The sequence below is a fragment of the Candidatus Magnetominusculus dajiuhuensis genome, from assembly GCF_046044395.1.
GTDB lineage: Bacteria > Nitrospirota > Thermodesulfovibrionia > Thermodesulfovibrionales > Magnetobacteriaceae > Magnetominusculus > Magnetominusculus dajiuhuensis.
Genome location: NZ_JBJUSG010000036.1, coordinates 1 through 18,355 on the forward strand (window position 1 = coordinate 1; position 18,355 = coordinate 18,355).

The 18,355-nt window shown below is 48.7% G+C and carries 19 protein-coding genes; 16 read left to right on the top strand and 3 right to left on the bottom strand.

The annotated features are described in order from the left end of the window. Positions 1–220 precede the first annotated feature (220 nt). From AB7D94_RS06780 to AB7D94_RS06805, 6 genes are all read left to right on the top strand, one after another. Positions 221–1,558 carry a sigma 54-interacting transcriptional regulator gene (locus AB7D94_RS06780; RefSeq protein ID WP_420264984.1) on the top strand — a complete coding sequence of 446 codons (1,338 nt, stop codon included), beginning with the start codon at positions 221–223 and terminating at the stop codon, positions 1,556–1,558. After that, the gene (locus AB7D94_RS06785; protein WP_420264985.1) at positions 1,552–2,685 is read left to right on the top strand and encodes a vWA domain-containing protein; all 1,134 of its coding nucleotides are present in this window, start codon (positions 1,552–1,554) and stop codon (positions 2,683–2,685) included. Before AB7D94_RS06780 ends, AB7D94_RS06785 begins: the two co-directional genes overlap by 7 nt. A gap of 20 nt (positions 2,686–2,705) precedes the next feature. Then, on the top strand, positions 2,706–3,137 hold the full coding sequence (rnhA, locus tag AB7D94_RS06790) for a ribonuclease HI (RefSeq protein ID WP_420265013.1): 432 nt from the start codon (positions 2,706–2,708) through the stop codon (positions 3,135–3,137). A gap of 146 nt (positions 3,138–3,283) precedes the next feature. Further along, positions 3,284–5,386, top strand: coding sequence for a ribonuclease R (gene rnr, locus AB7D94_RS06795; protein WP_420264986.1), 2,103 nt, complete (start codon positions 3,284–3,286; stop codon positions 5,384–5,386). 188 nt (positions 5,387–5,574) lie between these two features. Next, positions 5,575–5,796, top strand: coding sequence for a TM2 domain-containing protein (locus AB7D94_RS06800; RefSeq protein WP_420264987.1), 222 nt, complete (start codon positions 5,575–5,577; stop codon positions 5,794–5,796). 94 nt (positions 5,797–5,890) lie between these two features. Further along, complete coding sequence (locus AB7D94_RS06805) at positions 5,891–6,112, top strand: hypothetical protein (protein ID WP_420264988.1); 222 nt, start codon at positions 5,891–5,893, stop codon at positions 6,110–6,112. An 18-nt stretch (positions 6,113–6,130) separates the two neighbouring features. Here AB7D94_RS06805 and AB7D94_RS06810 read toward each other — a convergent pair whose 3' ends face one another. Genes AB7D94_RS06810 through rsmD form a run of 3 tightly spaced genes read right to left on the bottom strand, consistent with a single transcriptional unit; the run spans position 6,131 to position 8,109 of the window. Next, positions 6,131–7,036 (bottom strand): DMT family transporter, encoded by a 906-nt coding sequence (locus tag AB7D94_RS06810; RefSeq protein ID WP_420264989.1) that lies wholly within the window; start codon positions 7,034–7,036, stop codon positions 6,131–6,133. Further along, the gene (gene coaD, locus AB7D94_RS06815) at positions 7,023–7,532 is read right to left on the bottom strand and encodes a pantetheine-phosphate adenylyltransferase (RefSeq protein WP_420264990.1); all 510 of its coding nucleotides are present in this window, start codon (positions 7,530–7,532) and stop codon (positions 7,023–7,025) included. The genes AB7D94_RS06810 and coaD overlap by 14 nt, the downstream gene beginning before the upstream one ends. Further along, positions 7,525–8,109: a 16S rRNA (guanine(966)-N(2))-methyltransferase RsmD gene (rsmD, locus tag AB7D94_RS06820; RefSeq protein WP_420264992.1), complete on the bottom strand. Its 585-nt coding sequence runs from the start codon at positions 8,107–8,109 to the stop codon at positions 7,525–7,527. The genes coaD and rsmD overlap by 8 nt, the downstream gene beginning before the upstream one ends. 120 nt (positions 8,110–8,229) lie before the next feature. On the opposite strand from rsmD, the gene AB7D94_RS06825 reads away from it, so the two are divergent. The 10 genes from AB7D94_RS06825 (at position 8,230) to AB7D94_RS06870 (ending at position 18,354) form a co-directional block, all read left to right on the top strand. Continuing rightward, a complete protein-coding gene (locus AB7D94_RS06825) occupies positions 8,230–9,012 on the top strand; it encodes an alpha/beta fold hydrolase (protein WP_420264993.1) in 783 nt (260 codons plus the stop codon). Between the two features lie 410 nt (positions 9,013–9,422). Then, the gene (locus tag AB7D94_RS06830; RefSeq protein WP_420264994.1) at positions 9,423–10,466 is read left to right on the top strand and encodes a sigma-54 interaction domain-containing protein; all 1,044 of its coding nucleotides are present in this window, start codon (positions 9,423–9,425) and stop codon (positions 10,464–10,466) included. Between the two features lie 128 nt (positions 10,467–10,594). Further along, entirely contained in the window at positions 10,595–12,436 is a 1,842-nt protein-coding gene (locus AB7D94_RS06835; protein ID WP_420264995.1) for a tetratricopeptide repeat protein, read from the top strand. Between the two features lie 37 nt (positions 12,437–12,473). Further along, positions 12,474–13,637, top strand: coding sequence for a two-component system sensor histidine kinase NtrB (locus AB7D94_RS06840; protein WP_420264996.1), 1,164 nt, complete (start codon positions 12,474–12,476; stop codon positions 13,635–13,637). Positions 13,638–13,683: 46 nt separating this feature from the next. Beyond that, positions 13,684–14,997 (top strand): sigma-54-dependent transcriptional regulator, encoded by a 1,314-nt coding sequence (locus tag AB7D94_RS06845; protein WP_420264997.1) that lies wholly within the window; start codon positions 13,684–13,686, stop codon positions 14,995–14,997. A gap of 200 nt (positions 14,998–15,197) precedes the next feature. After that, entirely contained in the window at positions 15,198–15,575 is a 378-nt protein-coding gene (flgB, locus tag AB7D94_RS06850) for a flagellar basal body rod protein FlgB (RefSeq protein WP_420264998.1), read from the top strand. A gap of 24 nt (positions 15,576–15,599) precedes the next feature. Beyond that, positions 15,600–16,013, top strand: coding sequence for a flagellar basal body rod protein FlgC (flgC, locus tag AB7D94_RS06855; RefSeq protein WP_420264999.1), 414 nt, complete (start codon positions 15,600–15,602; stop codon positions 16,011–16,013). 11 nt (positions 16,014–16,024) lie between these two features. Continuing rightward, positions 16,025–16,339, top strand: a complete 315-nt coding sequence (gene fliE / locus AB7D94_RS06860) for a flagellar hook-basal body complex protein FliE (RefSeq protein WP_420265000.1) — start codon at positions 16,025–16,027, stop codon at positions 16,337–16,339. Positions 16,340–16,567: 228 nt separating this feature from the next. Beyond that, positions 16,568–18,184 carry a flagellar basal-body MS-ring/collar protein FliF gene (gene fliF / locus AB7D94_RS06865; protein WP_420265001.1) on the top strand — a complete coding sequence of 539 codons (1,617 nt, stop codon included), beginning with the start codon at positions 16,568–16,570 and terminating at the stop codon, positions 18,182–18,184. Beyond that, positions 18,184–18,354: a hypothetical protein gene (locus AB7D94_RS06870; RefSeq protein WP_420265002.1), complete on the top strand. Its 171-nt coding sequence runs from the start codon at positions 18,184–18,186 to the stop codon at positions 18,352–18,354. Before fliF ends, AB7D94_RS06870 begins: the two co-directional genes overlap by 1 nt. The last annotated feature ends 1 nt before the right edge of the window (position 18,355 follow it).

Below are 18,355 nucleotides of genomic sequence, written 5' to 3' on the forward strand. Positions count from 1 at the left end.
GCCTACACTTTTAGCGCTGACCGATGGTTTCCTGGATTCCTGCTTCCGCAGGAATCCAGGAAAGGGACAAGCCGGAATGATTGCATAGGTATCTTCTACTTTTTTTTTCTAATGCGTTTGCCCTGATGGGGTTTGGGCGTAATGGCTATTTCCAGCCGAAAATATGTTATAATACGCCCCTGTTTAAAATAAGCGGATATGGGTTATAGAACGAATTATAATGCAAGTGAATACTGAGTCCCTGCGACTAATCAATTTATATGATACAACTCCATGCGCTCTGAGCGTCAGCGGGCGTTTTATTCATAGAATCAGGGAGATAACTGCTTGCAACGAGGATGCCTTTCCAGCCATATTCGGCCTTCACCATGTGAAACGCCGCCTCGTTGAAGTTCTGGCAACCGGTAGCGGGGTTGTCATAAAGGGAGATTTCGGCGTTGGGAAGACACATCTGTGCGATGCGGTGTTTTCTGTCCTGCGCCAGTACTATCTGACGCATCCGGTTTATACGAACGCGGGATGCCCGGTAAGGGAAAACTCCATCCACCTGTTTAACTATATCGTAAAGAATGGCCAGTCCTCGTTAGACAACATCTGTCCGGTGTGCAGGCATAAATACGCGTCCCTTCCTGCGGAATCGGTTCCCATCGAAAGGGTGTATATTACAGAGGGCAGCGGCTTTGCCCGCCTTCAGGGTAACGAAGACATTGAGCCGCAGATAATCCTCGGCATGTACCACCTCATAAGATTTGCCGAAATAGGCGACCCCTTCGACCCGCGTGTGCTGGAGGGAGGGAAGATTGCCCATGCGTCTGGGGGCGTTCTCTTTGTTGATGAGCTTGGACTTATGAACAACGAGGCGCAGTATGCCCTTATTCAGGCACTTCAGGAACGCCGCTTTACGCCGTCCAACAGCAGGATGACATTCCCCATAGACCTACTTTTCGTATCCACAACAAACAACACAAACGATCTCAGGATTCACAAAGCCGTGGCAAACCGTCTTGTGGGCATCCCCATTGAGAGGGTAGGGTTTGAGGACGAGGTCAGGATAGTGAAAAAAGAGATTGCCCAAAACGGGTTTTTAAGCGTGATATTTCCTGAACTGTTCCTTGAGTTTATCGTAAGCACTATAAGGACTTTAAACAACATTGCCGTATATCTTGGGCCGCGCTCATCTATTCGCGCTGCCCTAATAGCCTCCACCTCCACCCTTGTCGAAGGACGCGCGACGGTGTCATATTGTGACGTCAAAGAGGGGCTTCACACGGAGATAATCGGCCAGGGCGACGAGGAAACATTTGACGAGATATATGAAATGTTGTCGAAGGATTTTCCTTCCATCGCAGAGTTCATAAGTCAAAGGGTACCCAATATAGAAAATGCCTTTGCCTTTGTTGATAATTTCAAAAACGCCGAGACCGCCTTCTCGTCCATAAATGGTCGCCTGATGGACGAAATCATGGCATCCCTTACAGAGCCTGACCGCAGACCAGAGACCATCAAGGCATACCTCGACGCCTACGCCGTTAATGTACACATGGAGCCGTTGTGTTAGCTGACATCAGGCCATGGTGTACGGGCGCGTTTCAGTATGAGAGGAGTTGTTATATCCCACCCGCAATTTTTGGCCTGCTGCTGGATGGGGAAGCCGACTCCGAGGATGAGTTCATACAGAGGGCTATGGAAAAAATAGACCCCACGCCAAAGAACCTGTATGTGCCGTTTAACCCCCCGGTGTTCCCATTTGACAACAGGGATTTCGAGGACCCGTTTTATCTCGTTGAGAACGGCCCCGGCGATATAATTGACCTTAAATACCTGAAAGACCTCACTGACGAACAACTCAACGGCTATCTCAAAGACATCTTCGTGAGATTTTCATATAAATCCGAAGGTGGGATAAAGGTAAAAAGGAAGGAACTCCTGCACTATGCCGGGAAAAACTTCTACTTAGGGATAAAAAAAGGGGCACAAAGACAACGAGCAGGCAGCCGCAAAAAGAAAAAATCCTTTCTTACAGAAAAAACCCGCTCAACGGCAGCAATCCACATCCCCGAAACCACGCGCCGCAGTATTATAAGGCGACGGGTTCACCGTGATAACGCTATTATTCGGGATGATGACGTCGTTAACCTCAAGAGATGCTCTAGGGAAAGGGCAGACGTCCTTGTGGCCATTGATTCAAGCACGTCAATGGAGCAGGGCGGCAAACTGCAATCCGCTATGAAGGCCTGTCTGTCGTTTCACTATTATCGCGGTAGCCGCAACGCACGTGTGGAGTTTGTTTCGTTTAACGATAAGATTGAAAAAATCGCCCCTCTTGACATACTCACCCTAAAACCCGTGGGTATGACCCACACGGCCGAGCTTCTTGATTTCGTATCACGATATTTCTCGCGCAGAGGCGGTGACACCAACGAACTATATATCATTACCGACGGCTACCCGCAGCGTGCCGGTGTCGAAGACGCCGAATATCTCTCGGTTACGCTTAAAATGGCCATAAAACTTCGTCACCTTCATATAAATACAAAAACTCTCCTCGTCCACGCGCCGAATTATGAACTCAATCCTAACAATTTTATGTATAACAGGCTCATCTGCGAGAGCCTTGGCGGCGAACTCGTCAGGGTTGACGCGGACGATCTATCCAGTGCCATGATAGGCAGGGCGGTTAATTGAGCGCGCCGCCCACAGTGACTATGTATACCGACGGGGCGTGTAGCGGCAATCCCGGCCCGGGCGGCTATGGCGTTGTTATGATAACGGCCACGAAGAGGAAGGAACTCTCCGCCGCGTTTCGCGCAACGACCAATAACCGGATGGAGCTTATGGCAGTGATAGCCGGGCTCAGGGCGCTGCGGGTAACGTGTGAGGTCTCGGTCTATACAGATTCCCAGCTCATCGTAAATGCCATGACAAAGGGATGGCTTAAAAACTGGCAGGCCAATAACTGGATAACCAGCTCCAGGTCTAAGGTCAAAAACATAGACTTATGGGAGGCTCTGGCAGACCTCTGTAAAGCACACCACGTTACCTTTAATTGGATACGCGGCCACAGCGGCCATGCGGAGAACGAACGTGCGGACGCCCTTGCGTGCGCGGCAATTAAGTCAGGGATTTATGTGGAGTAGCCCTCAGCCGCAGCCCAAATTCAATTGATAAAACATGTGGAAAATACGGGGTGAAGGGGGGGTTACCCCCCCTTCGTCGTTAATCCTTTTCTTTGATATTACTCGGTCCGTATTGCTATTAACGCCCGAAACTGTTATCATAACGAATGGTTGATAAAGAAAAACTAAGCAAGTACTTTACGGTTAAGAAAAAGCCTGTCTCATTTCGCGAGATTGGCAAGGAGTTCTGTTCCTCAAAAAAAGACTACGCCATCCTAAAAAAACTTCTGAAACAGCTTGCCACCGCGGGCGAGATCATCGTTAACAGAAAGGGTTTGTATGGCAAGTCCGAGGAGATGAGCCTCATTACCGGCTATTTCGAGGCGCATAAGACCGGCTACGGGTTTGTTATACTTGAGACGCCGGGACAGAGGGACTTCTTCATCCCCGCCAGAAAGGCCATGGGTGCCATGGACAACGACAGGGTTGTGGCAAGGGTAGAAAATATGAAAAACCGCGAAGGCCGAATCATAAGAATTGTCGAACGCGCCCATTCTAAAATATCCGGTACGCTGGACTTTGCCGACGATTCATGGTTTCTCCGCCCCAAACACTCAACCATCCCGTTTGACGTATTAATCCCGAAAAAGCATATTTTAAACGCCGAGAAAGGTGATACAGTCGTCGTGGAGATAACACAATTCAACAGCGAAAACAGGCCGCCCATTGGCAAAGTAGTCAAAAAGATTGATAAACCCGAGGACCCTAAATCAGAAATCGAGGCCGTCATAGACGAATTTCACCTGTCAAGGAAATTCCCCAAACAAATCCTTGACGCCGCAAAGGCACTGCCTGAGGCCGTTACGCCGGAAATGTTTGAGGGCCGCCGTGACCTGAGAACACTAAACACCGTAACCATAGACGGTGAGCGCGCGAAGGATTTCGACGACGCCGTGTCTATTGAGAAGACCCCCGTCGGTTTTAAACTCTATGTCCACATAGCCGACGTCAGTTATTTTGTCCCGTGGGACAGCGTAATTGACACAGAGGCGAGGGAGAGGGCAACGAGCGTCTATTTCCCCGACAGGGTGCTGCCGATGCTCCCCAGGAAACTCTCCGAGGACCTCTGTAGCCTAAAACCCAAACTTGACCGCCTTACCTTTACGGCTGAGCTGGACTTCGACGACAAAGGACACAGAACCGCCTCCACCTTTTATCCCTCAGTTATCAACAGCAACGAGCGAATGACATATACAAACGTCCAGAAAATCATCATAGACGAAGATAAGAAGCTGAGGGCTAAATATAATTCATTGCTTAAAGAATTTGAGCTTATGTCCTTGCTTTGCAAAGATTTAAGACAGATGAGAAAGAAGCGCGGGAGCCTTGATTTCGACCTCCCTGAGCCAGAAATTCTGCTTGATATTCAGGGAAACCTCGCCGATATAATAAAGACGCAGAGGAACTTTGCCCACTCCATCATAGAGGAATTCATGATAGCGGCAAACGAGGCCGCGGCCGAGTATCTTACCGCGCTGGGCGTCCCATCGCTTTACAGAATACACGAAGAGCCTGACATCAGGAAGATGGACGATATAATGAAGGTGGTAAACTGCACTATATCTTATAAAAAAGCAAAGATAACCCCCGCTGATTTTTCTAAGATAATCCATAAGGCAGCCGCGACCCCCTATGAAGAGGTGATTAATTATCTTATCCTGAGAAGCCTCAAGCAGGCCCGCTACTCCCCGATAAACGTGGGGCATTTTGGGCTTGCCTCGACGTGCTATACCCATTTTACATCGCCAATCAGGCGCTATCCCGACCTCGTCGTCCACAGGATATTAAGAGATACACTGAATGGCGATAAGTCTGGAAAGCCCGACAATAAATCCGGCGATAGGGCAGCCGCGCAGAGGCTCTCCGATGTTGCCTTTAACTCCTCACGCCGCGAGCGCGTGGCAGAGGAGGCCGAACGAGAGGTCATTGACGCCATGCGGACGTGGTTTATGAAAGACAGGGTAGGGGAAGTCCTCAACGGTAAGGTTGTTGGCATGAATTCCCACGGCATGAGAGTGAGGCTAAACGACTACTTCGTAGACGGCTTCCTCCATATATCGTACATGGTGGACGATTACTATGTTTATGAAGAGGGTTCTCTCACTATCAGGGGGAAAAACACAAACAAGACATTCTCAATCGGGCAGGCCATTCAGGTAAGGATAGACAAGGTTGACATAGCGGAGCGTGAGATTGTCTTCGGCCTTTAACCCGATATTTCCCACCGTTTAATTTTTTTTTCGGCTCGTGTATCCTGTGATACAGACGTGAAAAATAATATCTGTTAGAGTATATCCATGGTATATGAAGATTAAATCGCCGCTATACCAAGTGAACAAGGAGTCAATCAAGGGTTCGTAGAGCCCTAATCACTAATACACACATAAGGAGTACTAAAATGTCAGAAAACGAATCCCCTAAAAGCCGTTTAGTAGCGCTGTTGTTATGTTTCTTTCTCGGATGGGCCGGTGGACACCGCTTTTATGCAAACAAGATTGGAACCGGAATCATCATGTTCATGACGATGGGCGGTTTTGGAATATGGTATTTTGTTGACCTGGTCATGATTTCCCTCGGCGCCCTCAAGGACAAAGATAATCTGCCAATAACCAAGTGGTAGTTTTTTTTCTCGTACAGGTTTCACGCGAGGGTGAGGTTAGCTTGCCCGCGCGTGAGATTGTCTTGCCAATGAATAAGAAAAGGCTGGTGAAGAAATGTACTACATAGCCTGGTTAATTCTGGTAGTTGTGGTGGCATTATGGAAGAGAGAGCTGAAAGAGACTAAGGCCGCATATCTCACTATACTCGGCGAATTGAAAAGCGAGCGCATGGAGTTCGATAAGCTCAAAGAGAGATATTTGATTTTGCTCAATGGGCAGGGTGACGCCCCTGTTGCACGCAGGGCTAAAACACCCAGCCGTAAGGGAAAGGCCTGACCCCCAATAAAAAATGTATCATCCCTTTTTTATCACAATATACCCGGCGGCTATTATCAGTACTCCCCCTAAGACAGACAGCGCGTCCGGCATTTCTGACAAGATAAGCGCACCAAAGACAATCGCCCCTATTGGCTCGATATAACCTAAAATTGCCGCCTTATTTGCCCCGACATGCGCTATCCCGCTGTAATACAGGTATGTCGCCACTGTTGAGTAAAGCGCCCCTATGGCCACAACAATCCAAAGCGATTGGGCTGTTGCGGGTGTCTGCCCGGCAAAAGGCATTAAAAGCATCACCACGAACAGGTTTTGAAAGAATACTACGAGGTATTTATTATTGTTGTCCGATATAATTTTTAAGACAATAATTATTGCCCCATAGGCCACGCCTGAGATAAGTCCGCAAATGATTCCTATTGTGTCAGGCTTAAACCGCTGGCCGGTGGAACCAGCGCCGGTGCTGAAAATCCGGGCTGCCACATCCAATACCGAGACGTCTCTCATAATAATCCAAAGCCCCAACGATGCAACTGACACTGACAATACAGCAGTCATCGTGATTTTTTCTTTTAGGAAAATAGGCGCCATCAGCATAACAACAATCGGCGCAATATAGTGTGTGAAGACCGCGTTGGATATGGATGTGTAAGAGAAAGCGTAAAAATACGCCAGCGTGTTTATCAGCGACAGGACACTAAGCACAAAGATACTAAAGAATCCCCTTGCAGAGGGAAGCCCCTTTCTGATTGGTGCCCTGAGGAAGATAAACGACTGGATGACAAGCGACACTACGAGGGAATAAAACATAAGTGACGCAACAGGCATCTTCGAAGCCCTGACGACAATCCCCTGAGAACTCCATATAAGAAGCGCCGAGATTATAAAGAAATAGCCTTTTTCTGATGTATTAGATTTTGGCAAGGATTGATTGCTGATTAATCTTAAATTTCTCTATCAGCGCCGACTTAACGGCGGGTGGAACAAGGCCGTCAACACAGCCGCCTAGCTGAGCGATTTCCTTCACCGCCGACGAGGTGAGAAATGAGTACTCCTCAGAGGGCATCTTGAAAATCGTTTCAATGGCGGGCTTTAGTCTCCTGTTCAGTAAGGCCATCTGAAGCTCATATTCGAAGTCAGACACCGCGCGAAGGCCGCGAATTAAGATGATGCAGCCCTTTTTTTCGGCATAATCAACTAACAGGCCGTCAAAACTCTCAACTGTGATATTGTTGCCCGCAGGCAGAGATTTTTCTATAAGCTCCTTCCTTTCCGGTACGCTAAAAAGAGGGGTCTTCTTGGCGTTAGTCGTAATGGCGATGATAAAACGGTCAAAAAGTCTAACGCTTCTCAGGACGATGTCGAGGTGTCCGTTGGTAAAGGGATCGAATGTGCCCGGGTAAATTGCCAATTTATTCATTATTATCCTCACTGGTTTTGTACACACTTAACGATGTGTCGCCGTATCTGTAGGTTCTTAAAAATATCAGGCTGCCAGATGAGCCGGGTGCCTGCTTCTTTGAAGGGTGCTCAACTATGACTAAGGCATTGTGTTCACTTAGTATCCACGAGTGTTGCAGGGCGGGCAGGAGCCTTTCAACCTCGCCGGAGTCATACGGCGCGTCGGCAAAAACAATATCGAAGGGGGCAGAGACCCGCCTGCGTAACGATGAGGGCGCTGATTCACTTACAATGCCCACTGCGTCGCCGCATATAGCCGCATTTAGCGGGTTATTACAGAATGCTGGATTGCGCTCTATGGCATTGATGACGTGCCTGTCAATATCAACAAACACGACACGCCGCGCGCCGCGGCTAAGTGCCTCAAAGCCGACCGCGCCGCTTCCGGCGTACAGGTCGGCAAAGGAACTGCCCACCACACGCTGCCTTATAATATTAAACAGCGATTCTCTGACCTTTGCAGACGTCGGCCTCAGTGCCTTACTGTGTCTTACAGGGACAGTCTTTCCCTTAAGTGCTCCGGCAATAATTTTCATTTCCTGCTCAACAATACCTGATTAACAGTATCACGGCTTGGGTATAAAATTCAAGGTGTAAAAAAATCAGGGGTGCTTTAGCCCGGTACCATATGCTATACTTACAGCGGTGGTCTACCAGTGAACAGTCTTTTTACTCATACGCCCAAAGGGGATGAGGTTGGATATCTTAAACACGGCTCCGGCAGTGCAAAGGTCATATTTATCCACGGCAACCTTGCCTCGTCGCTTTGGTGGAGGACGTCTTTTGAATGTATAAGGCCTGGCTACGAGGTATACGCCATTGACTTGCCCGGCTCCGGCAGCACACCCGAAACGTATAAACGCCATACGCTTGACTATCTGGCGTCGTTTGTCAATGATTTTAGTGACGCGCTCAGATTAAATCGCTTTTACCTCGTCGGGCATTCAATGGGCGGGGGGATTGCCCAGTTGTTTGCAATTAACTATCCTGAAAAGGTAGAGAAACTCGTCCTCATCAATTCAATCGCCATGGACGGGCTTAAACTTGGCTTTGAGTACGACGATAACATGATGCGGGCCGTTATGAAAAACGAAATGTTATTGAGGAATTGGTTGAGGGCGGTTATGCCCGGCATGGAAGACGACAAAATGTTTGAGCAAATCGCTGCACATGCCCTGAAATCCTCCGAACAGGTCTTCGTAGACCACCCAAGGGCGATGTCTGAGTCGGATTGGACAGACAGGATTCACAAAATCCTGTGCCCCACACTCTTTATACATGGCATATGGGACGACTTCATACCAAAGACAGGCAGCGAAAAGACGGCACAGGCGATTAATAACTGCCGCCTCATGTATATGGAGAAATGTGGCCATAGCCCAATGCTTGAGGTGCCGCAGGCGTTTAATGACGCCATATTTGATTTTTTTGAAGAATAATCCAGCCCTGTCACTCCGCGACAAAAAATTGTATCCACGACAAAAAATTATCTCAACCCTGCTTGCCTTGTCGTCATTCCGGCTTGTCCGGAATCGGTCTCTACACATTCTCAAGCCAAATAAGATTCCGGACAAGCCGGAATGACAAAATGAGGCCGGAATGACGGACTAAGGGTAAATTCATTATTCCCTGGTGCGAAAGTTTAGTTAGAAATGTCGTGGAGTGAGTCCGGTTCTGTCAGAATATTAACGTTAATATATCTAAACTACTACTATATATATAATATAGTAATATATTGTTATTGAGGAGTATTAGTGTTATATGCTATCTTGCTGTCAATCAATACCACAAAAAAATAGTGTTTTAATATTGACATAGCACAAAAATAGCTATACAATACGGGAATACTATGGAGACAAGAACACATTTTTATAAGCTGATTGGGAAATCCACCCATATGCAGCGCCTGTATAATATGATTGAGAAGGTCTCGCGCGCCGAGAGTACGGTTCTTATCACTGGTGAAAGTGGCACAGGCAAGGAACTCGTGGCAAAGGCGATTCACCATAACAGCGTCAGGGGGGAAAATCCGGAGAATCCTTTTATTCCATTGAACTGTGGGGCTATCCCTAAGGATCTGCTTGAGTCCGAGCTGTTCGGACACGAAAAGGGGGCTTTTACGGGGGCTATAAACACCCGCAAGGGGCGTTTTGAGCTTGCCGACAAGGGTACAATCCTCCTTGATGAGATAGGAGAGCTTCATCCATCGCTTCAGGTTAAACTTCTTAGGGTGCTTCAGGAAAGGGAATTCGAGCGGGTAGGGGGGACAAGGACAATAAAGGTTGACATCAGGATTCTGGCGGCGACCAATAAAGACCTCCATGAGGCCGTAAAAAGCGGCACCTTCAGAGAAGACCTCTTCTACCGTCTCAACGTCATTCCGATTCACATCAGCCCGTTGAGGCAACGCAAGGACGATATCCCAATGCTGGTAGACCACTTTATGAACATTTTTATCAGGAAGATGCCGTCTTCACTTCAAGGGCAGGATGGCCCTAAGACCCTGAAAATTCTACCAGAGGCCATTAACGCAATGCTTGAGTATCAGTGGCCGGGAAACGTCAGGGAACTTGAGACGCTGATAGAGAGGTTTGTTATTTTAAATGAGACTGGTACGATAACACATGAGGATTTGCCCGAACGGTTCTTTACTAATACTAAACAGCGGGTGGAGACCTTGCAGCACACCACGACTCAGATGACCCCTGAAGGAATGGATTTGCAGGCATACCTTGATGACGTTGAGACATCGTTCATTGTTCAGGCTATGGAAATCGCCGGCGGCGTAAAGAGCAAGGCGGCGGCGTTGCTTGGGATGAACAGGACTACCTTTCTGGAGAAACTCAAGAAAAAGGGCCTCGACGCAAAGTCAGGCGAAGCGCCGGTTACGTAACCTCAAAAGCGTCGGTTTTTTGACGTCCAGCATTATAAAACCTTTAAAATTAAATATTTACAATCTGGTATGTAATTTGCTACTATATAATCATGTCACAGGTATTGAGGGGTAATAGTGGCAATATTATGACAAACAGATTTTTGATAAAGGTGATACTATTAATCACAGCGCTGCTTGGCGTGGATGTTGTGGATGCCATAGAGATAAGCAAGGTGCTGGTGACGCCCGGGCTTAAGCAGGCGTGGGTGTATCTTGAGATGAAGGACTATAAGCGGGCAGAGGGGGCGCTGAAGGAATGTTATCTGGATACCACCGAGACCGGAGCTGCCTGTAATTTTATCCGCGCCAGGATTCTTGACAGGCAGAAAAACGTACTGGGCGCTATTGACGCGTACAAGAGGTCATTTGCGCGCTCAACAAACCCTGGGATTCGTGAGGAGGCGCTTTTTCGCAAATCAGAGCTGTTCTTTGAGAGAAAATACTTCTATGAATCCTCGTCAGGGTTCAGGCTGTATGTGAAACAATATCCTGAGGCGAGGAATATTGAAAAGGCCTACCTGTATCTTGCAAAGAGTCTTGATCTTACTAAGAATCAGTCCGACGCGCTTGTGGCGTATGAAAAGGCCGGTGATGGTTCCGCGGCCCTTTACGGCAAGGCAAATGTGCTGCAGAGGCTTGGCAGGGCAAACGAGGCTCAGCAGATGTACGACAAGGCGGTTGTGGAGGACTCCGCCTACCTGGACAAAAGCGGAGAGACACGTTATTTATACGGTGAAAACCTGATCCAGACGGGCAACTTGCAAAAGGCCAAAGAGGTGCTCCGGCAGATGATCGATAACAATACGATAACCGATGTAAAATTAAAGCAAAAGGTCAACCTTGCCCTCGGCACAATTGAGGCCGATGGCGAAAATAATGAGGCTGCGGCCAAATATTTGGCGGCGGCTGTCAGGGAAAAAAACATGGGCACTGACGTCAGGCCTAAGGCCCTGATGCGGCTTGCCCGCGTGCAGATAGCGTCAAATAAGCTTATAGACGCGCGGCAATCTATAGATGACCTGAAAAAGCTCTTTATAAGCGGCAAGGACAAGGAAGAGCTGTCCCTCCTCACATTTGAGCTTCTGTTAAGGGAGAAAAATATTCCAGAGGCAGTAAAAATATTAAGAACCATGCTTGCGGCACAGCCAAACTCAAAAGAGCTGCTGCTGAAACTTGAGGCAGTCCTCAACGCCACAGTCCTCTCAGACAAGGAGCAGTTCATCGCCTTGTGGGAGGAATATGGAAAGAGGTTTATGGACAAGGCACACGAAAAACTTGTCTTACAGGCATCCGACATATTGAAAGATAGCGGCGGCAAGCCGTACATAGATGTCCTTGAGTGGATTTCTCTCAACTCCTCAGATGAGCAACAGCAAAAGGCCCTCTACGAACTCTCTAATCTGTACTCCAACATTGGCGACAAGGCCGCGGCCGTAAAATACCTCAGCGAGCTGAAGAGGTTTAAAGTGCCCGCGGACGATATCCTGAGGTCTGAGGCAAAGGTGTTATTCGAAAATAATGATTTACAGGGCGTGTACGAAAGATTGACGGCCATGAAGCATTTGAAAAGAGAAGACCTTCCGATGCTCAGGGATGCCGTAGGCGCCGCCAGGAATAAAGAGAAGGCGCTGGCCTTTTACGACCACGTATTGAGAAGTCTCGGGGCTGAAACCGGGGATGCCATGGCTCTGGCGGAGAATTATTACCAGATGGGCAGAAAAGACGACGCCATTTATTACTATAAACAGGTACTGACGAAGGACCCGGCAAACGAGTGGGCGCTGTACAGGACAGGCATAATGCAAAACGGCACCGAGGGCAAAGAGGCATTGAAGAAGCTCAGCGAGGGAAACTCTCAGTTGAGTAAATTTGCCAAATCAATAATTCAGGGCGACGGTGTTAACAAACAACTGGAAGATCTACAGTAATACGTTAATAAAATATGATTAACTATAAGGAAAACAAATGGAAATGGTAAAGCCAATTGAAGACATCTCGCGTCTGAACGACGCGTTCCAGAATTTTATGCTCGCCTCGCAAAGCCTTGAGCATGTGTATCAACAACTCAAAGACCGCGTAGTGTATCTGACCGGGGAGCTTGAGGAGAAAAACAGGCAATTAGAAAAGGCCTTGTACAATACGGAGGAGGCGGAGGACTACCTGAAGGGGATTTTGGAGAGCCTGAGCGAATCAATAATAGTCATTGACCCCGCCGGTGATATTACCATGTTTAACAAGGCCGCCGAGAAGCTGATTGGCATGAGTGCTGAGGACGTAATAGGAAGGCCGTTTGACGGACTTGGGATAAAATTCGAAAGCGATGGGACAGATACGTTTCTAAAGACGCGCAAAAAGACGCATAACGTGTTTATATCCCGGTCAAACGTAAGCGACTCAAGGGGTTCTGTCAGAGGCCAGGTGATAATGATACAGGATATGACGAGGATAAAGGAACTTGAATCCCATCAGGAGCGAAACAAGCGCCTCATAGCGATGGGCGAGATGGCGGCACAGATAGTGCATGAAATAAGAAGCCCCCTTTGCAGCATAGAGTTGTACGCAAGTATGCTTGAAAACGAGATGGGCAACTCGCCACAGACGAACTTTGCAAAGGGAATCTACACGGGGATAAAGAGCCTTAATAACATACTCACAAATATGCTGTTCTTTGCAAAGCCACAAAAGCCGGCCTTCCACACCCTAAACTTAAACACCGTGGTGAGCGAGACAATATTCATGCTGATGCCGCTGGTAGAGGCCCGTGGAATAAGCTTTACGAGGAGTGAGTGCAGTGGCACTCAGGTCGTTGGAGACGCCGAGCTGTTAAAACAGGTGCTTATGAACGTGATTATAAACGCCATTCAGGCCGCCGGTGAGGCCGGAGAGATAGGAATAAACGAACGCGTAAACGGTGCCGCTGTCGTAGAGGTTACGGACAACGGTGAGGGGATAGAGCATGAAAATCTTGAGAGGATTTTCGATCCTTTTTTCAGCACAAAGGAAAAAGGCACGGGGCTTGGGCTTGCCATTGCCTCAAAGATAATGCTTGCCCATGACGGGATAATCAGGGCAAGGAGCGAAAAGGGGATGGGCAGTACATTTGAAATCGTTCTGCCTCTAATATTATAACCGCGGTTATGTTAAAATAAGTAATGAGGAGAGCCGATTGAAAGCAATGAAGCCAATTTTAGTGGTTGACGACGACCCTCAGATGAGAGATGCGTTAAGAGAGGCCATACAAAGGCTGGGTTACGAGGCCACTGTGGCCGAAAACGGCCAGGACGGCCTTATCAAGATGGCGGGTACGCCGTTTGCTATGATAATCACCGATATGAAGATGCCCAGAATGGACGGCCTCCAGTTCCTGAAAGAGGTGAGGAGGCGCGTAGGCAACCTTCCGGTTCTTGTAATAACCGGTTACGGCACTGTGGAAAATGCCGTGGAGACGATGAAAGAAGGCGCCACTGACTACCTGATGAAACCGTTTTCTTTCGATAAGTTAAACGCCAAGATAAGCTCCATTATGGAGTCCACGGCCGCGGACAGGGAAATCATCACCGGGAATCCCAAGATGGTGCGCCTGTTACAAATCACCCGCGATGTGGCCGCGGGCGATACAACTGTCCTGATATATGGCGAGAGCGGCACGGGCAAAGAACTGATTGCCAGGTACATACACGGCCAGAGCCTCAGAAAATTAAAACCCTTCGTTGCCGTCAACTGCGCGGCAATCCCTGAACACCTCATGGAGTCAGAGCTGTTCGGCCACGAAAAAGGTTCTTTTACCGGCGCGACCGATAAGAAACCCGGCAAATTTGAACTGGCCAACGATGGCACTATCCTTCTTGACGAGATCGGGGAGATGCCAATGGGCCTTCAGGCCAAACTCCTGCGCGTGCTTCAGGAAAGGGAGATAGACAGGATAGGTGGAAAACACACCATCCCCATCAATACGAGGGTTTTGGCCACAACCAACAGGGACCTCAGAAAAGAGGCCGCGGCAGGGACATTCAGAGAAGACCTCTACTACAGGCTCAGCGTCTTTCCCCTTCACGTCCCCCCGCTGCGGGAACGCCCGGAGGATATATCCCTGCTGTCTGAGTACTTTGTCAAAAAATTCTCCGCCCTTCTCAACAAAGAAGTCAAAGGGCTGACAGAGGATGCCCTGAGTTTTCTCCTGAGAAATGAGTGGCGCGGCAATATCAGAGAACTGGAAAACGCCCTGCACCGCGCGGTGCTGCTTTCAAGGGGACAGTTAATTGATATATCAGATTTCATGCTTGACGAACCAACACCAGCCCAGAAAACCAGTCTGCACGCTGATGACAACAGCAAACGTGGCATAAAGGAAATGGAGAGAGACCTTATTATGAAAACGCTCAGGGATGTAAATGGCAATAAGACAAAGGCGGCAAAGATTCTGGGCGTAAACGTGAGGACTATCAGAAATAAACTTAGCGAATATGGGAAAAATTTTCCAGATGAATAGTAAACTGTTGGAAATACGACGCTGTATTGACCCCTTTCAGACTTGGGGCGCGGCAAGAGTTGTGTGCCATTATTCTATGATTACAGATAGTTATTGGTTATTATGTAAAGAATCAGTTTAAGCATTGGGTGTGTTATTAAGGCTGGCATGGTTATTGATAGGGTATTGTTAGTTGGTACTTAGATTTGGAGGAGTGTGTTATGGAATTGGACAATGGATTTGCAGACTTAGAGAAGCTTATAGGTGCCACCGCGCTGCGCCACCGCGTGTTGTCGTCAAATATCGCCAACTCGGACACGCCCAACTACAAGGCGAAGGATGTTGACTTTGGTTCGTTTTTTGACGATCAACGGTTGAAGATGGACGCGACAAAGCCAATGCACTTTAGCAACGGCGCGCCAACATCGGCGTCAGGCCAGACGGTGGAGGATAACGCCCTGTTATGGGGTGACGGCAACAATGTCGAGGTTGACATGGAGTTGGCGAAGATGACTGAAAACGGCTTAAAATTTCAGGCGGCTGTAAAATTGGTATCGGAAAAGATAACGATGTATAAAAGTGCCCTGAAGAGGGTATAAGAATGCTGTCCAAAGGAGTTAGCGATGGATTTGTACGGAGTTTTTAAGACAAGCGCATCGGCCCTTGCGGCGCAGCGTGAGAGGATGAATGTCGTGGCATCGAACCTGGCAAACGCCCACACGACAAGGACAGACCAGGGCGGCCCGTATAAGAGAAGGGATGTGGCATTTCAGGTGTCGCCTGTGGATAAAGACCCAAACACGTTGAATAATGGCGTGAAAGTCTCTGAAATAGTGGAGGACCAGACGCCGCCCATGTTGGTTTACGACCCCACACACCCTGACGCCAACAGTGCCGGATATGTGGCGATGCCAAATGTTAATGTGGTAGAGGAAATGGTAAACATGATGATGGCGTCAAGGGCATATGAGGCCAACGTGTCGGCCTTTAACATCTCTAAGGGTATGTACCTTAAAACGTTAGAAATAGGGAAATAGGGAGGTAGCTTATGTCTGATATAAAAATAAACGGCGCGAGCCTTGAAATTCCACAGCAGTTAAGGTCTGCCAGCAATGGCGCTGCCAATAAGGGCGCTGACGACTCAGGCGCTGGCGGTTTTGACGCTGCCCTGAATGAGGCGTTCACAAAGGTCAACGCCATTCAGCAGGAGGCCGACAAGGCAGTGCAGGACCTTACTAAAGGTGGCGATGTCACTAACGCGGTAATGGCAATGCAGAAGGCCGATATGTCTTTCCAGTTGATGGTGGAAGTGAGAAACAGGCTGCTCACCGCCTACGATGACGTGATGAGGATGCAGGTGTAGTAGTGTCGTGAGCTAAGGCAGTCGGGTCGTACGGTTGTGGAAGTGGTTACGCGGTAGTACAGTTAGTAGAGGCGGGTTGTGCCGCGGCTGGTAGTGGCCGTGGCTTAGGCGGTGGTAGTTGCGATTATTTTCTGAGGAGTTTGCCCTGTAATGAAACGGGGAGGCGTTTATCCTCAGACATATAGTCGGATTATAAACAGTTAATATAAAATGCAAGCGCAGGGCGATATGGCAAACACTATTGAAACGATAAAGAACTGGTCTAATAAGAAAAAGGTGGTCATCGCCTTATCTCTGGTGGTGGGGATTGCGGCGATAGTGTTGTTGTTTTCGTGGTCTCAGGCGACAAACTACGCGGTGATGTTTTCTAATCTTTCTGAGGGTGACGCGGGAAAGATAGTAGAGAAGCTGCAGCAGCTTAAAATACCATATCAGGTAACGTCAAACAGCATCATGGTACCTGCGGAAAAAGTCTATGACCTGAGGCTTCAAATGGCCGCACAGGGGCTTCCCCAGGGCGGTGGAATAGGGTTTGAGGTGTTCGATAAGGCAGACTTTCAGGCTACCGACTTCGTCCAGAAACTCAACTATAAGAGGGCGTTGGAGGGAGAACTTGCGAGGACTATATCTGCCCTTGCTGAGGTTGACAGGGCAAGGGTTCATCTGGCTATGCCGGAGAAGTCCCTTTTTGTAAAGGAAAAACAGCCGCCTACGGCCTCCATACTCGTTACCTTAAAATCCGCAAAGTCCCTGACACAGGGTCAGATACAGGGCATCGTACACCTTGTCTCAAGCAGTATTGAGGGATTAAATCCCAACGATGTGACGATTGTTGACAGCAGCGGCAACATGCTGACGCGTCCGGTTGACGAGATGATGGGCCTTACGGGCACAGAGCTGGATTACCAGCGAAAATATGAAAGGGACATAGAGGCAAGTATTCGTGACATCCTTGAACCGGTAGTCGGCAAGGACAAGGTCAAGGTAAAGGTGCACTCAGAGCTGGACTTTTCGCGCACAGAGAAAACTGAAGAGACGTACGACCCGGATGGCGCGGTGGTAAGGAGCCAACAGACGACAAGTGAAGATTCTCAGACGTCTGCCCCGGCCGGTGTGGTTGGGGTTCAATCGAACCTGCCGGCAAAGGCCACGCCGCAGTCACAGGGCGGACAGCAGCAGATGAAAAAGAAGACCGAGACAATAAATAACGAAATCAGCAGGACAACAAGCCATATCATAGCCCCATATGGCAGTGTCAAGAAGCTCACGGCCGCCGTCCTGGTTGATGGCGTCTATACGATGAAGGCGGATTCGAAAGACCCCAAAGACGTCGTATATACCCCGCACAAGGAGGATGAGATAAAGCAGTATGAGAACCTTGTGAAGAAGGCCATTGGTTTTACTGAGGCCAGAGGAGACGACGTAACGGTAATAAACATGCCTTTTGAGCCGCTGCCAAAGGAGGAAATCCTGCCGGTTAAGAGGAGCTATACAGACTACATTAAGGACGGCGTGATGGTTACGAAGTATCTGGCGCCTGTGATGTTAGCGCTATTGTTTATCGTATTTGTGGTCAGGCCGATAGTGAAATCTCTGGTAATGGAGTCAGCGCCGGTGGTAAAGGAGCTACCGTATTCCAGGGCTGGTGGCGGTACCGCCGCTGAGAGAGAGTATGAGGCCAGAGAGGGGGGGACGTCCTCAAAAGAGAAGGGTGTAAAGATGCCGCCTACTGAGGAGATGACCATTAAAAGAGAGATGACGGGCTGGTCTGACTGGGTGAAAGAAAACCCCTCGCAGGCAGCCACACTAATCAAGGAATGGATGGGCACTGAGGAGCCGACATAATGTCAAAAGAGCAATCAGACAGAAAAGTAACGCCACCGTCTGCGCCCAAATGGCCCGGTTCCCCTGGTCCCCAGGACAGAGAGAAATGGTCTAAGTGGGCGAAGGAACACCCTGAGCAGGCGGCAAAAATGATAAAAGACTGGATTGGCGCTGTGGAGGAGGGAGGATAAG